The 15736-nt window shown below is 72.8% G+C and carries 9 protein-coding genes; 5 read left to right on the forward strand and 4 right to left on the reverse strand.

Annotated features, from left to right (window positions below; all coding sequences use genetic code 11):
• Positions 1 to 68 precede the first annotated feature (68 nt).
• Positions 69 to 1049: an ATP-grasp domain-containing protein gene (locus tag OG294_RS15180; protein WP_327067039.1), complete on the forward strand. Its 981-nt coding sequence runs from the start codon at positions 69 to 71 to the stop codon at positions 1047 to 1049.
• Positions 1050 to 1104: 55 nt separating this feature from the next.
• Here OG294_RS15180 and OG294_RS15185 read toward each other — a convergent pair whose 3' ends face one another.
• From OG294_RS15185 to OG294_RS15195, 3 genes are all read right to left on the reverse strand, one after another.
• Positions 1105 to 2499 carry an MFS transporter gene (locus OG294_RS15185; RefSeq protein ID WP_327067040.1) on the reverse strand — a complete coding sequence of 465 codons (1395 nt, stop codon included), beginning with the start codon at positions 2497 to 2499 and terminating at the stop codon, positions 1105 to 1107.
• Between the two features lie 208 nt (positions 2500 to 2707).
• A complete protein-coding gene (locus OG294_RS15190; RefSeq protein ID WP_327067041.1) occupies positions 2708 to 6724 on the reverse strand; it encodes an ABC transporter ATP-binding protein in 4017 nt (1338 codons plus the stop codon).
• A gap of 338 nt (positions 6725 to 7062) precedes the next feature.
• On the reverse strand, positions 7063 to 7701 hold the full coding sequence (locus OG294_RS15195; RefSeq protein WP_327067042.1) for a TetR/AcrR family transcriptional regulator: 639 nt from the start codon (positions 7699 to 7701) through the stop codon (positions 7063 to 7065).
• A 205-nt stretch (positions 7702 to 7906) separates the two neighbouring features.
• Between OG294_RS15195 and OG294_RS15200 the strand changes: the two genes are divergently transcribed.
• From OG294_RS15200 to OG294_RS15215, 4 genes are all read left to right on the forward strand, one after another.
• Positions 7907 to 9601, forward strand: a complete 1695-nt coding sequence (locus tag OG294_RS15200) for a carboxyl transferase domain-containing protein (protein WP_327071554.1) — start codon at positions 7907 to 7909, stop codon at positions 9599 to 9601.
• Positions 9602 to 9705: 104 nt separating this feature from the next.
• On the forward strand, positions 9706 to 11985 hold the full coding sequence (locus OG294_RS15205) for an acetyl/propionyl/methylcrotonyl-CoA carboxylase subunit alpha (protein ID WP_327067043.1): 2280 nt from the start codon (positions 9706 to 9708) through the stop codon (positions 11983 to 11985).
• Complete coding sequence (locus tag OG294_RS15210) at positions 11982 to 13034, forward strand: hydroxymethylglutaryl-CoA lyase (RefSeq protein WP_327067044.1); 1053 nt, start codon at positions 11982 to 11984, stop codon at positions 13032 to 13034. Before OG294_RS15205 ends, OG294_RS15210 begins: the two co-directional genes overlap by 4 nt.
• Before the next feature lie 174 nt (positions 13035 to 13208).
• Entirely contained in the window at positions 13209 to 14399 is a 1191-nt protein-coding gene (locus OG294_RS15215) for an acyl-CoA dehydrogenase family protein (RefSeq protein ID WP_327067045.1), read from the forward strand.
• Between the two features lie 341 nt (positions 14400 to 14740).
• Here the strand turns inward: OG294_RS15215 and OG294_RS15220 are convergent, their stop codons facing one another.
• On the reverse strand, positions 14741 to 15193 hold the full coding sequence (locus tag OG294_RS15220) for a universal stress protein (protein WP_327071555.1): 453 nt from the start codon (positions 15191 to 15193) through the stop codon (positions 14741 to 14743).
• Positions 15194 to 15736 lie beyond the last annotated feature (543 nt).

Here is a 15736-nt window from a genome sequence, read left to right on the forward strand (position 1 = left end):
CCGTGCGCCCGACGCGCGGGTCGTCAAAGCCCCGGTCAGGAGCCCGGCACGCCGCTACCCTGTGGGCCATGCCAGCCCCGACCATCCTGCTGCCCCAGGATCCGCTGAATCCCCGGCGCGTCGACCCGCACTACTCCTACGAGGCCCAGCTGGTCCGCGGGCTGGGCGGCGAGACCGCGTTGGTGAACCACGACGCGTTGCTCGCCGGGGATGCCGCCGAAGGCGTCCGCCGGGTGCCGGACGGCACCGGGCCCGCCTGGTACCGCGGCTGGATGCTGCCGGTGGCGGCGTACGCCGCCTTCGTCCACGCGCTCGCCGATCGCGGCTGTCATCTGCTGACCAGTGCGGCCGCCTACGCCACCGCCCATGAGCTGCCCGGCTGGTACAGCACCTTCGAGGGGGCCACCCCGGACAGCGTCTGGCTCGCCGCCGCCCACGGGCCGGCCGAACTCGCCGCGGCGGTGGCACGGCTGGGCGGGCAGGGGCCGGCGATCGTCAAGGACTTCGTGAAGTCCCGCAAGCACGAGTGGCACGAGGCCTGCTTCATCCCCGAGCTCGCCGACCTGCCGGCGGTCGCCCGGGTGGTGGGCCGGTTCGTCGAACTGCAGGGCGAGTTCCTGGCCGGCGGGGTGGTGCTGCGGCGGTTCCACGCCTTCGCCCCGGCCGGCGCGGCGGACGAGGAGGAGCAGGCCGTCGGCGGCGGCTGGGGTCGCAGCAGACCGAACCGCGGGCGCGTGAGACCGGTTGCCGGTGGCACACCGCCGGTGGACGGCGCCGGGCCCGCCGCCGAGGCGCGGGTCTGGTGGGTGGACGGCGAGCCGGTGCTGACCGGGCCGCACCCCGACACCCCCGAGGCCTTTCACGCGCCCGACCTCACCCAGGTGCGTTCCCTGGTCCGCGCGCTGGGCTGCCGGTTCGTCACCACCGACCTCGCGCTGCGGGCGGACGGCGGCGGCTGGATGGTGGTGGAGGTCGGGGACGGCCAGGTGAGCGATCTGCCGCGGGGCACCGAGGTCTCCGGGCTGCTCTCCTCGCTGATCTCCACCTGAGGATCGGCGGACACCAGCTGCGGACGGGGTACCGGCGCAGGCGCCGGACGAGCCGTCAGGCGACGTTGGGGGCGGCCGGCTCGTCGGGCGAATCCACGGCCCGCTGGGCCGGGATCGGGGTGACCGGGGCGAGCGCCTCGTCCTGCGTCGTGCGCTGCACCGCCCGTGCTGTGCCGAAGGTGCGGGCCAGCAGCGCCAGGGGGACTGTGGTGAGCAGCAGGGTGCCGCCGAGCGCGGCGGCCAGCAGCGGGGGGCCGAGCTGGACGAAGAGCGTCGCGCCGGTCAACGGGCCGGCCGCCCCGCCCAGCGTGGTGGCGGCGCCGACCAGGACCGTCCACCGCCCGGCGGGGTCCAGCTCGGTGGCCAGGCCGATCAGGTAGCTCAGGACCAGCGGGTAGAGCGCGTTCCAGAGCACCTCGCCGCCCGCGAACCCGGCCACCGAGCCGGCGCCCGCGCTCAGCGCCACGCAGGCCGCGATCGCCGCGGTGCCGAGGCCGATCGGCAGCGCCCGGCCGAACCGGGTACCCAGCGCGCCGGAGGCCAGCACACCGAGCAGCGCGGCGCCCAGTGCGAGGGCGAAGACCAGGCCGAGGTCCCGTTCCGAGAGGCCCAGGCGGCGGCCGATCTGCCCGCTGACGCCCCAGAGCGCGTTCTGCGCGACCGCCCAGAGCACCATGGTCGACGCCATGACCAGACCAGCGGCGCGGTGCGGCAGGGGGTGCCGGGCGGGCGGGGCCGGTGCGGCGGCATTCGGTGCGTCGGCTGTCGGCGCGGCGGCCGGCGGGACGGCTGCCGACGGGACTGCGGCTGGTGGAGCGGCGACGGAAGGCCGCAGCGGGATGGTCGTCAGCGGCAGCGCCAGCAGACCGAGCAGCGCCACCGCCAGGTACGGAATCGGGTGGGCGGCGCCGAGCCGGGGCAGCACCAGGTAGAGCCCGGCCGCGATGGTGGAGGTGGCGAGCAGCCCCAGCACGGTGGCCCGGTGTGGATCGGCTGCGGCGGCAACGCTCGTGCCGGCGACGGCGGAGGCCGTCCCCGCCCCGATCCCACCGACCAGACAGCCCACGACCAGCACCGCCAGCGAGCCCGTGGGCACCAGCGCCGCGATGGTGAAGCCCGCGGTCACCAGCGCCAGCCCGGCCCTGGCCACCCGGGCCGCGCCGAGCCCGCGGACCCGGCCGGCCAGCGTCAGCCCGGTGCCGCCCGCGGCGAGCAGCAGAGCGCTGCCGACGCCGCCGGCCTGCGTGGGCGTCAGGCCGAACTCGCCGCCCAGTCGGCCGACGATGGTGGGGAGCAGATAGGCCGGCAGGCAGCCGACCGCGAAGAGGGCCACCAGGGGCGGCAGCGGGATCGCCTCGGTGGCCGGGCCGGGCTCGGGGATCGGGCCGGGTGCGGGGGTTGGAGCGTGGTGCGCAGTGCTGCGCCCCGCCTCGCGAGCGCGCGAAGACATGGGCAGGGGCCTCTCGACCTGAGGGTGGCACTAAGGAGGTCGCAGACCGCTGTCCGCGCGGTCGCCCCGCCTGTCTACCACTCGGGGCACCACCCTGATACCAGGTGGCACCCCGAGAACCCCATGTCACCCTGGTTGGCCTACCGCGCTGTCGATCCGCAATCGAACAACCACGGCTGTGACTGATCACCCGGCTCAACCGGTCGACTCAGCCAGTCAGTTCGGCAGGCTCCGGTTCGGCGGCGGGCAGCGGCTCGGGGTGCCCGTCCGCGATGAACGCCCGCCAGAGCCTGGCGTACGTGCCGTCGGCGGCGAGGAGTTCGGTGTGCGTTCCGTCCTCCACCACCCGGCCGTGGTCCAGCACGACCACCCGGTCCGCCCGTTCGGCCGTGGTCAGGCGGTGCGCGATGACCAGGGTGGTGCGGCCGCCCGGCCGGTCGCCACGGCCGTCGCGCAGCCGGTCGGAGGCGTTGTTGACCGCCAACTCGGTGGCCAGGTCGAGGGCGGCGGTCGCCTCGTCGAGCAGCAGGATGTCGGGGTCGACCAGCTCGGCCCGGGCCAGCGCGATCAACTGACGCTGTCCGGCGGAGAGGTTGCGGCCCCGCGCGGCCACCTCGTGCTGGTAGCCGTCCGACAGTGCGCTGATCATGTCGTGCGCGCCGACCGACTTGGCCGCCAGCTCGACCTCCGCGTCGGTGGCGCCGGGCCGGCCGTAGGCGATCGCGTCCCGGACCGTGCCCGCGAAGAGGTAGGCCTCCTGCGGCACCACGCCCAGCCGGTGGCGGTAGTCGGCCAGGGCGAAGCGGGTGATGTCGGTGCCGTCGATCCGCACCGTGCCGCCCGTCGCGTCGTAGAACCGGGCGACCAGCTTGACCAGCGTCGACTTGCCGGCGCCGGTCTCGCCGACCAGCGCGACCGTCTGACCGGCCGGGATCCGCAGGTCGATGCCGGTCAGCACGTCGGGGTTGCCCTCGCCGCCGCCGTTGTAGGCGAAGCTGACGCCGTCGAAGTGGATCTCGCCGCTCAGCCGCTCGGTGGCGACCGGCTCCTCGGCCTGCGGCGTGCTGGTCGGGGTCCGCAGCAGCTCGCGGACCCGGCCGAGGCCGACCGCCGCCTGCTGGTAGCCGTCGAAGATCTGCGAGAGCTGGTTGACCGGGGCGAAGAACAGGTCGATGTAGAGCAGGTACGCGACCAGCGCACCGACCGTGAGCGTCCCGGCGTCCACCCGTGAGGCGCCGGCGATCAGCACCAGGGCGGCGGCCACGCTGGACAGGAACTGGACGAACGGGAAGTAGAGCGAGATGTAGAACTGCGCCTGGACGCGTGCCTGCCGGTACGCCCGCCCGCGTTCGACGAACCGCGCGACGGTGTCCGTCTCACGGCGGAACGCCTGCACGATGCGCATCCCGGAGACGTTCTCCTGCAGGTCGGCGTTGACCGCGCTGATCAGTTCGCGCGAGGCCTGGTACTGCGCCGTCGACTTGCGGCGGAACACCACGGTCGCGATGGCCAGCACCGGCAGCACGGTGAAGACGGTCAGCCCGAGGCCGACGTCGATGATCAGCAGCGCCGCGAAGATCCCGACGAAGGTCAGCAGGCTGACCACGCCGGTCACCACGCCGGTCTGCAGGAAGCTCGACAAGGCGTCGACGTCGGTCGTCATCCGGGTCATGATCCGACCGGTGAGCTCGCGCTCGTAGTAGTCCAGGCCGAGCCGGTTGAGGTGCGCGAAGATCTTCAACCGCAGGGTGTAGAGGACGCGTTCGCCGGTGCGACCGCTCACCCGGTTCTCGGCGCTCTGCACCAGCCAGTCGAGCACGACCACCAGCAGGGCGGTCAGCGAGGCGGCGGTGACGCCGGCCATCAGGCCCTTGGAGACGCCGTCGTCGATGCCGTGCCGGATCAGCACCGGGACCACCAGGCTGGCGCCCGCGTCGAGTGCGAGCAGCACGAAGGCCAGTGCGAGAGCGGGGCGGAAGGGCTTGAGCAGGCGGCCGAGCGAGAAGTCCGGGTCGCCGGCGGAGGCCGTGGCGAGCGGGACGTCGGGGGTGTCGGTGGCCGGGGCCAGCGCCGCGACCCGCGCGAGCAGCTCGGGGTCGGCGGAGCGGCCGGCCATCGAGCCGGCCGTGCTCCGCCTGGGCGCGGTGCCCGACGCCGGGACGGACGCAACCGGCGGGGCCGAGGTGGTGGTGGCGGCGACCGCCGGGGCGCCCGGGAGCGCCCGGGAGCCGGGGACGGCTTCGAGGGTGTCGGTGGCCGGGGGACGGTGACCGGCCAGCGCCTCGGGGTCGGTGATCAGAGCCCGGTACTGGGGACATCGGGCCACCAGCTCGTCGTGCGTGCCCAGGTCGAGCAGGTGGCCGCGGTCCAGCACCGCGATGCGGTCGGCGAGCTGCAGGGTCGAGCGGCGGTGCGCGATCAGCACCGTGGTCCGGCCGACCATCACCGTGCGCAGCGCCTCGTGGATCTCGGCCTCGATCCTCGGGTCGACCGCCGAGGTGGCGTCGTCCAGCAGGAGGAGTCTGGGGTCGGCGAGGATCGCGCGGGCCAGCGCGATCCGCTGGCGCTGGCCGCCGGAGAGGGTCAGGCCCTGCTCCCCCACCGTGGTGTCGTAGCCGTTCGGCAGTTCGCGGACGAAGCCGTCCGCCTGCGCGGCGCGGGCCGCCGCCTCGACCTCGGCGTCGGTGGCACCCGGGCGGCCGTAGGCGATGTTGGCGCGCACGGTGTCGGAGAAGAGGAAGCTGTCCTCGGGCACGATGCCGACCACGGAGCGGATCGAGTCGAGCGTGACCTCGCGCAGGTCCTGCCCGTAGAGCCGGATGCTGCCCGCCGTGGGGTCGTAGAACCGGGGGATCAGCTGGGCGAGCGTGGACTTGCCCGAGCCCGAGGCCCCGACCACGGCCAGTGTCTCGCCCTGCGCGACCTTGAGGCTGAGGCCGCGCAGCACGGGTATCGGCTCGGCCGCTTCGCCGTCGGGATCGGCCATGGCCTGCGGGGACACCTGGTAGTGGAAGTCGACCTGGTCGAGTTCCAGTGCCGGGACGCGCTGCTCGGGCGCGGTCGGCCGCAGCGGGCGGGCGTCGGGGGCGTCGGTGACCACCGGCCGCTCGTCGATCAGCTCGAAGACGCGCTCCACGCCCGCTCGGGCCTGCTGCCCGACGGTCAGCACCATGGTCAGCATCCGGACCGGGCCGGTCATCTGGGCCACGTAGGTGGAGAAGGCGACGAAGGTGCCCAGCGTCACCGAGCCGCGCACCGCCAGCCAGCCGCCCAGCGCCAGCACGGCGACCTGCCCGAACGCGGGGATCGCCTGCATCGCCGGGCCGAAGCGGCTGTTGAGCCGGATCGCACGCAGCCGCGCGCCGTACAGCGTGCGGGAGGCGCTCTCCAGCTTGTCGAGCTCCTGAGCCTCCTGCCCGAAGCCCTTGACCACCCGGACGCCGCCGATCGCCGCGTCGACCACGCCGGCCACTGCGGCGGCCTCCTGCTGGGCCGCCCAGGTCGCCGGGAACAGGCGCTTGCGGCTGAGTGTCGCGACCCACCACAGCACCGGCCCCATCACCAGGGCGATCAGGGTGAGCGGCAGCGAGAGCCAGAGCATCACGATGATCGACATGACGAAGAGCAGCAGGTTGCCGGTCATCATCGGCATCATCGACAGCAGGCCGTTGACCAGCTGCAGGTCGGAGCTGGCCCGGCTGACCACCTGACCGGTGTCGAGCCGGTCCTGCCGGGCGCCGTCGAGCCGGGTCAGCGAGCGGAACAGTTCCACCCGCAGGTCCTGCTGGACGTCGACGGCGAGCTGACCGGCCGTGTAGCGGCGGATCTGGGTGAAGCCGAAGACCAGCACGGCGGCCACGACCAGCGTGATCGCCCACGGCATCAGGGAGCGGGTGTGGGTGGTGATGACGTCGTCGATGATCAGCTTGGTGATCAGGGGGACGATCGCGGTGACCGCCATGCCGCCGAGCGAGGCGCCGAAGGAGAGCAGAAAGTTGCGCCGGTAGCGCCAGCAGTAGGCGGACAGGCGACGCAGCCAGCCGGTGGCGGGGTCGACGCCGGACGGCTGGGCGGCCGACGGAGCCGGGGCGCCGGGGGCGGTCGCTCCGGCGGTCACTGCGATGGTCGCTTCGGCGGCGGCTGTGCGGGCTGTGGGGGTGGGACTCGCGGCCGTGGTGGCGGGTTCCGCGGGTATCTCCCTGGTGGAGCCATGAGTCTCAGGCATATTTAGGGATACTAACCATTTCACGAGGCGGTCGTCCACGACGTATTCGGCGCTGCCAAGCGGCCCTGGCACGAACCAACGGCCTGACGTCGACTTTCCTTCCCGATCAGCCTGCTCTTTCGGAGGCTGGGGGCGCACCGGTCGCACGACGGACGGCAAGCGGGGCGCTCGGCCTACGTCCATTCGGGTAGGTCGCACGCTGGGGTGCACGGGGCGCGCGCGGCCGGGGACCGGGGGCCGCGATGGCGGTGGGCGCGAGCCTGGCCGTCGATGCCAGCTTCGGCGCCTGCTTCAGCGCCTGCTTCAGCGCCTGCGCCTGGCTCGACGTCCGCTTCGGCCTACGCGCGCGACCAGCCGTCGGCGGCGGCCGCGAAGGCTCCCTGGGCCAGGCGGTGCAGCAGCGCCGCCAGCTCGGCGGGCGACAGCAGACCGGCGCGGTCACCGGGGGCGGGCCGGCCGATGCTGTGCGGGGTGGAGTTCAGCAGCCCGAACACCGCGTGCACGGCCGCCCGCGCGGCCGACTCGGCCTCGACGACGGCCAGCGCCGGGAAGGCGGCCCGGACCGCCGCCACCCAGAGCTCGACGTAACCGCGCTGCAGCCGCCGCACCCGTCGGCGGTCCTCCTCCTTGAGGTGGAGCAGCTCGCGGTCGTGCAGCGTGATCAGGTCCGGATCATTGAGCGAGAAGTCGACATGTCCACTGATCAGTGCGTCCAGCACGGCCTGCGGTCCGCCCGGGGTCTCGGCCCGGCGGCTGCCCTCCTCCAGCAGTCGCTCGCTGATGCCGACCAGCAGGTCGGCCAGCATCGCTTCCTTGCCGGAGAAATGCCGGTAGAGACCGGGGCCGCTGATCCCGACCGCCTTGCCGATCTCGTCGACCCCGACACCCAGGAAGCCGCGTGCCGCGAAGAGCCGAGCCGCCTCGCGGCGGATCTGGTCACGGCGAGGGGTCGTGGGAGCCACCGGAGCGTTCGACATGGATCCATCGTAGACAGCGCGGTTATCGGTGGTTAACCTGGCGGCAGGAGTTAACCACCATTAACTTGGGGGCGCGGGGCCCACCGGCTTCCGCGTCCGCGGGTTCCTGGAGCAAGGAGCTCTTGGGATGGCCCTGTCGACCTCCGGCTACACCTCCCCGCACCCCTGGGAGCCCGCCGGAACCCCGGGAGCGGCGACGGCCGGCATGCGTGCGGCCGGCTCACCGCCGCCCGGCCCGCTGTCAGCCGCCGTGGGCGGCCACGTCACGTCACCGGCCGCCGCTGCCCCAGCGCCGCGGCTGCGTTCCACGGTCGACGCCGGCTCGGCCGCCTTCCAGGCGAACACCGAGGCGCACCAGGCACTGGTGACCGAGCTGCGCGGCAAGCTCGCCGCCGCCGCACTCGGCGGCGGCCTCAAGGCGCGCGACCGGCACACCGCCCGCGGCAAGCTGCTGCCGCGCGACCGGGTGGACACACTGCTGGATCCCGGCTCCCCGTTCCTGGAGCTGTGCCCGCTGGCCGCCGACGGCCTCTACGACGGCGCCGCACCGGCGGCCGGCGTGATCGCCGGGATCGGCCGGGTGGCCGGGCGCGAGGTGGTGGTGGTCGCCAACGACGCCACCGTCAAGGGCGGCACCTACTACCCGATGACGGTGAAGAAGCACCTGCGGGCGCAGGAGGTGGCGCTGGAGAACCGGCTGCCCTGCGTCTACCTGGTGGACTCGGGCGGCGCGTTCCTTCCGATGCAGGACGAGGTGTTCCCCGACCGCGACCACTTCGGCCGGATCTTCTACAACCAGGCGCGCCTCTCGGCCGCCGGGATCCCGCAGATCGCGGCCGTGCTCGGCTCCTGCACGGCCGGTGGCGCGTACGTCCCGGCGATGAGCGACCAGGCCGTGATCGTCCGCAACCAGGGCACGATCTTCCTCGGCGGCCCGCCGCTGGTGAAGGCGGCGACGGGTGAGGTGGTCACGGCCGAGGAGCTCGGCGGCGGCGAACTGCACTCGCGCACCTCCGGCGTGACGGACCACCTGGCCGAGGACGACGGCCACGCGCTCGACATCGTGCGCACGATCGTGGCCGGGCTCGGCCCGCGCAGCGCGCAGCCCTGGCCGCTCGCCCCGGTCGAGCCCCCGGCCGTCGACCCGGCCGAGTTGTACGGTGCGGTGCCGGTGGACCCGCGCACGCCCTACGACGTCCGCGAGGTGATCTCCCGTCTGGTCGACGGCAGCCGCTTCGCCGAGTTCAAGGCCGAGTACGGCGCCACCCTGGTCACCGGCTTCGCCCGGATCCACGGCCACCCGGTGGGCATCGTCGCCAACAACGGCGTGCTCTTCGCCGAATCCGCGCTCAAGGGCGCGCACTTCATCGAACTCTGTGACCAGCGCGGCATCCCGCTGCTCTTCCTGCAGAACATCACCGGCTTCATGGTCGGCCGCCAGTACGAGGCGGGTGGCATCGCCAAGCACGGGGCGAAGATGGTGACGGCGGTTGCCTGCACCAGGGTCCCGAAGCTGACCGTGGTGATCGGCGGCTCGTACGGGGCCGGCAACTACTCGATGTGCGGCCGGGCCTACTCGCCGCGCTTCCTGTGGATGTGGCCGGGCGCCAAGATCTCCGTGATGGGCGGCGAGCAGGCCGCCTCGGTCCTCGCCACCGTCCGCCGCGACCAGTTCGAGGCCCGCGGCGAGGAGTGGGCCGCCGAGGCCGAGGAGGAGTTCAAGCGGCCGGTGCGCGAGCAGTACGAGCGGCAGGGCAACGCGTACTACGCCACCGCGCGGCTCTGGGACGACGGGGTGATCGACCCGATGGACACCCGCACCGTGGTCGGCCTCGCCCTGACCGCCTGTGCCAACGCCCCGCTCGCGCCGCCCGCACCGTACGGCGTGTTCCGGATGTGAGCCGGGGGTGAGCCCCTGGTCACCACCGGGGGTGAGCCCCTGGCCACCGTCCCGTTGATCGTCTTCCCTCGCACCACTCCCCTCGTCCCGGAGGAACGCCTCCTATGTTCGACACCGTCCTGGTCGCCAACCGCGGTGAGATCGCCGTCCGGGTGATCCGTACCCTGCGGCGGCTCAGCATCCGGTCGGTCGCCGTGTACAGCGACGCCGACGCCGACGCGGGGCACGTCCGCGAGGCCGACCTGGCCGTCCGGCTCGGGCCGGCCGACCGGAGCGACAGCACCGCCACCGAGACCTATCTGCGCGGTGATCAGATCATCGCCGCGGCACTGCGCACCGGAGCCCAGGCCATCCACCCCGGCTACGGCTTCCTGGCCGAGAACCCGGGCTTCGCCCGCGCCTGCGCCGAGGCGGGGCTGGTCTTCATCGGCCCGCCCGCCGAGGCGGTCGAGCTGATGGGCGACAAGATCAACGCCAAGGAGGCCGTCCGCACGGTCGGCGTCCCCGTGGTGCCCGGCAGCCGGGGCGGGGCGACGAGCGACGAGGACCTGATCCGCGCGGCCGAGGAGATCGGCTATCCGGTGCTGATCAAGCCGTCCGCCGGCGGCGGCGGCAAGGGCATGCGGCTGGTCCGCGACCCGGCCGAACTCCCCTCCGAGCTCGCCGCGGCCCGCCGGGTGGCCCGCACCGCCTTCGGCGACGACACCCTGCTCCTGGAGCGCTGGGTCGACCGCCCCCGGCACATCGAGGTCCAGGTCCTCGCGGACGCCCACGGGACCACCGTGCACCTCGGCGAGCGCGAGTGCAGCCTGCAGCGCCGTCATCAGAAGCTGATCGAAGAGGCACCCTCCGTTCTCCTGGACGAGCGGACCAGGGCCGCGATGGGCGCCGCCGCCGTGCGAGCCGCCGAGGCCTGCGGCTACACCGGCGCCGGCACGGTGGAGTTCATCGTGCCCGGCGACGATCCCGACCAGATCTCCCCTGCCCAGGACGCGGGTTCGGCTTCGGGCAAGGCTGACGAGGATGGGACGGACGCGGTCCGCGAGTTCTTCTTCATGGAGATGAACACCCGGCTCCAGGTGGAGCACCCGGTGACCGAGCTGGCGGTCGCGATCACCCGCCCGGCCCCGGACGGGACGCCCGCCGGCTGGGCACCGGCCGTCGAGCGTCTCGACCTGGTCGAGTGGCAACTGCGCGTCGCCGCTGGTGAGTCGTTGTCGTTCGCCCAGTCGGACGTCTCCTTTCTCGGTCATGCCGTAGAGGCTCGGATCTGCGCGGAGGACCCCGCGCGGGAGTTCCTGCCGACCGGCGGCCGGATCCTGCTGCTGGACGAGCCGCGTGGCGAGGGGGTCCGGGTGGACTCCGGACTCACCGCGGGCACCACGGTCACCAGCGCGTACGACCCGATGCTCGGCAAGGTCATCGCCTACGGCCCGGATCGCGCCACCGCGCTGCTGCGGCTGCGCACCGCCCTCGCGGACACCCGGATCCTGGGCATCACCACCAACGCCGGCTTCCTGCGCCGACTCCTCGCCCACCCCGACGTGGTGGCCGGGCGGCTCGACACCGGTCTGGTCGAGCGACTCGTCCAGCAGCACCCCGAACTGCTGGTCGAACCGGGCGACCGCGCGGCGCAGAACGCCACCGCGGCATCGGAGGCCGTACTGATCGCCGCGGCACTCGTGCGGCACCTCGGGCTCGCACCGGCCGTCGCCTCCGACGGCTGGACCGACCCGTTCTCGCTCCCTTCCGGTTGGCGCCTGGCCGGCGAGCCGGCCTGGACGACGCACCGACTGCGGATCCCCGGGCAGGAGCCGGTGCCGGTACGAGTACGACCTGTCAGTGCCGACACCGTAGTGGAGGCCACCGACACTTCTTCAAGTGGTTTCTCGGATCTGTTGGTCCGTCTGGGCGATGGTCCGGTCCGCCGGGCCCGCGCCGTGCTCGGCGCCACCGATCTCGCCCTCACCGTCGACGGCTTGCGCACCACCTTCGCGTACGCGACCGACAACTCCGCCTCGGCGCCCGGCGGCAGCCCGGTGCTCTGGCTGGGCATCGGCGGCGACAGCTGGGCGGTGCACCCGTACGACCCGGTGGCCGAGCGCGGTTCGGCCACCGCCGCCCATCACGGCGCCCTCACCGCGCCGATGCCGGGCACGGTCACCGTGGTCAAGGCCGCGGTCGGCGAGGTGGTCCGGCGCGGACAGGCACTGATGGTCCTGGAAGCCATGAAGATGGAGCACGTGATCGCCGCGCCGCACGACGGCGTGGTCAGCGAACTGCACGCCGTGGCGGGCGCCACGGTCGCGATGGAGCAGCTGCTCGCGGTCGTCCTCCCCGAGGAGTCCGCCGAGGCCGACGAATCCGCAGAGGTGAACTCATGACCGCCGATCAGGTGACAGCGGGCCCGCACGGATCCCAGGACGCGGAAACCACCCGGACGGCGCAACCGGCCGGCGACCCGAGCACGCTCGACCTGGGCCTGCCCAGCGTGGTCGGGGACCCGGCACTGCCGGCCCGGATCCGCATCCACGAGGTGGGCGCCCGCGACGGGCTGCAGAACGAGAGCGCCCTGGTCCCGGTCGAGGTGAAGGCCGAGTTCATCGCGCGGCTCGCCGCCGCCGGGTTGCGGACCATCGAGGCGACCAGCTTCGTGCACCCGAAGTGGGTCCCCCAGTTGGCCGACGCCGAGGAGCTGCTGCCCCGGCTGGCCGAGCTGCGCACGCGGTACCCCGGACTGCGGCTGCCCGTGCTGGTCCCCAACGAGCGCGGCCTGGACCGCGCACTGGCGCACGGCGCCGACGAGGTCGCCGTCTTCGCCAGCGCGACCGAGACGTTCGCCCGGCGCAACCTCAACCGCTCGATGGCCGAGGTGCTGGAGATGTTCCGCCCGGTGGTCGGGCGGGCGACCGAGCACGGCCTCAAGGTCCGCGGCTACCTCTCGATGTGCTTCGGCGACCCCTGGGAGGGGCCGGTCGCGCCCGAGCAGGTGGTCGAGGCCGGGCGGGCGCTGATCGAGCTCGGCTGCACGGAGTTGAGCCTCGGGGACACCATCGGCGTCGCCACGCCCGGCCAGGTGGCGCAGCTGCTCACGGCGTTCGCCCGGGGCGGGGTGCCGGTCGGGCAGCTCGCCGTCCACTTCCACGACACGTACGGGCAGGCGCTGTCCAACACGCTCACCGCGCTGCGCCACGGCGTGACCGTGGTCGACTCCTCGGCCGGCGGGTTGGGCGGCTGCCCGTACGCGAAGAGCGCCACCGGCAACCTCGCCACCGAGGACCTGGTCTGGATGCTGCACGGCCTCGGCATCGAGACCGGCGTGGACCTCCCGGCACTCGTCGGCACCAGCGTCTGGCTGGCCGGGCAGCTCGGCCGTCCCAGCCCCTCACGTGCCGTGCAGGCACTGGCCGGAACCGTGTCCCCGGCCAACTGACAAGTCCATCGCCGACCGGGCGTCACCTTGCCGACTGGCTGGTGGCGCCGGTCGGCGCACCCTTCTGCCACGCGCCGCTGAGCGCTCTCAACACGCGCCCGTGGCACCCGTTTCCGCCCTTCGCACCACTCTGCGCCCGGACCATCCGACCCGGGCGAACGACTGGAGGATCAGATGCTCGACCACCGACTGGATTCCGAGTACGAGGAGCTGCGCCGCACGGTGGCCGAGTTCGCCGCCGACGTGATCGCTCCGACGATCGGCGACTTCTACGAGCGGGAGGAGTTCCCGTACGAGATCGTCAAGGAGATGGGCCGGATGGGCCTGTTCGGCCTGCCGTTCCCGGAGGAGTACGGCGGCATGGGCGGCGACTACTTCGCGCTCTGCCTGGTCCTCGAGGAACTCGCCCGGGTGGACTCCTCGGTGGCCATCACCCTGGAGGCCGGCGTCTCGCTGGGCGCGATGCCGATCTACCGCTTCGGCACCGAGGAGCAGAAGCGCGAGTGGCTGCCGAAGCTCGCCTCGGGCGAGATGCTCGGCGCGTTCGGCCTGACCGAGCCCGAGGGCGGCTCCGACGCGGGCGCCACCCGGACCACGGCCCGGTTCGACGAGGCCACCCGGGAGTGGGTGATCAACGGCACCAAGTGCTTCATCACCAACTCCGGCACCGACATCACCGGCCTGGTGACCGTGACCGCCCTGACCGAACCGATCGCTCGTTCGAGTGAAGGCGGCGGCGAGGGCTCGTCAAAGCGCGAGATCTCCTCCATCATCGTGCCTGTCGGCACCCCCGGGTTCCAGGTGTCGAAGAAGTACTCCAAGGTCGGGTGGAACGCCTCCGACACCCGCGAACTGTCCTTCACCGACTGCCGAGTCCCCGAGGCCAACCTGCTCGGCCAGCGAGGCCGCGGCTTCGCCCAGTTCCTGCGGATCCTCGACGAGGGCCGCATTGCCATCGCAGCTCTGTCCACAGGCCTTGCTCAGGGCTGCGTCGACCAGTCGCTCCAGTACGCCGCGACCAGGCGCGCCTTCGGCCGCCCGATCGGGGCCAACCAGGCGATCCAGTTCAAGATCTCCGACATGGAGATGCGGACGCACCTCGCACGCCTCGCCTGGCGGGACGCGGCCTCCCGGCTGCTACTCGCCGAGCCCTTCAAGAAGGAGGCCGCCATCGCAAAGCTCTACTCCTCCGAAGCTGCGGTCGACAACGCCCGCGAGGCCACCCAGATCCACGGCGGCTACGGCTTCATGAACGAGTATCCCGTTGCCCGCTTCTGGCGCGACAGCAAGATCCTGGAGATCGGAGAGGGCACCTCCGAGGTCCAGCGCATGCTGATCGCCCGCGAGTTGGGGATGTCCTCCTGACGCTGGCCACCAGGAGCAGGCCGGCCAGGAGGAGCGGGGACGGCCCGGTGCGGACGGCCGGGCGTGGGAGAGCCGTCGAGTGGGACGGCTGTGCATGAGGACGACTGGTGGACGTTCGGGCGGTGATCCTTCGTCAGAGCGCTCTGGCGGGGCCGCTCGACCACCCCGCCGCCAGTCCCCTCCAGCGACGACCCGTGGTTCGCGGCAGCGGCGCACGGCTCGGAGGCGCCGCCCGCCTGGGCGCGGAAATGACGGAATATCGGCTGGCCATTCCACTCGATGGCCCGCCCATCACCCTCGGGGCATTCAGAACCGCGTCCCGTCGAGCAGCTGAGCGCGGATCAGGGGATCACGATCACCGGGCGGTTGGCCCGCCGGGCGAGACGGCCCGAGACCGAACCGAAGAGGCGGCCGAGCAGGCCGTGCGTCGTACCGACCACGATCGCGTCGGCGGCGTACTCCTTCCCGACCTCCTCGATCTCGTGGCAGATGTCTCCGCCACGCTCGACCAGGATCCAGGGCACGCCGGACAGGAAGTCCGCACAGGCCAGCTCCAGGCCGAGCACCTCGGTGCGGTGGTCGGGCAGGTCGACGAAGACCGGTGGCTCACAGCCGGCCCAGACGGTGGCGGGCAGGCGGTTGGCCACGTGCACGATGACCAGGCCGCAGTGGGAGCGGCGGGCCATGCCCACCGCGTAGGCGAGTGCCCGCTCGCTGGAGAGCGAGCCGTCGAAGCCGACCACCACGCCGTGCTGGAAGGCCGGATCGCACGGCCGGACCGGCTCGGACTGCACGTCGGGAGCCTGCCCGCCGAGCGGAACAGTCTGCTTGGAGTGCCGGGACTTCACGTCGCCTCCACCATTCTGACCGGCGCCAGGTGCGGTACCGGCGCCATCCGAACCCCCCGCCGCAGCGGCCGCCGACTCCTCGCGACGCTGCCGTGGCTTGGGCCAAACCCGGCGCGCCCTTGCACCACCGGGACGTGACTGCGGTGTTGGCGGGGACTGCCGACACCAGGTGGAATCGGGCAGCGAATCCGTGGAGGAGAAATCCGCCGCGCCGAGAATGCGGAACGGGTCCGCAGATCGCGGAGACTCAAAACCGGCCATGAATCGAGACTCTTCGAGTGAGATGGGCCGACAGGAAGGACAGCGCTGCCCAGGCGGCAGGCCATTCATTGGCACGTGGTCGGTTGTGGCCGAGCGGCACCGTAAGTGACCTGTTCCTTTCAGAGTACGACGGGCGAGCGTAGTCGCCCAGCCATTGCGGCAAGGTATGACAATGATCCCGCTAATGGCAGCGGCGCGAGGTAATCAGCACGCGCCCCGCAGCAGCCA

The organism is Kitasatospora sp. NBC_01302 (assembly GCF_035976515.1).
In the GTDB taxonomy this organism is placed as follows: Bacteria; Actinomycetota; Actinomycetes; order Streptomycetales; family Streptomycetaceae; genus Kitasatospora.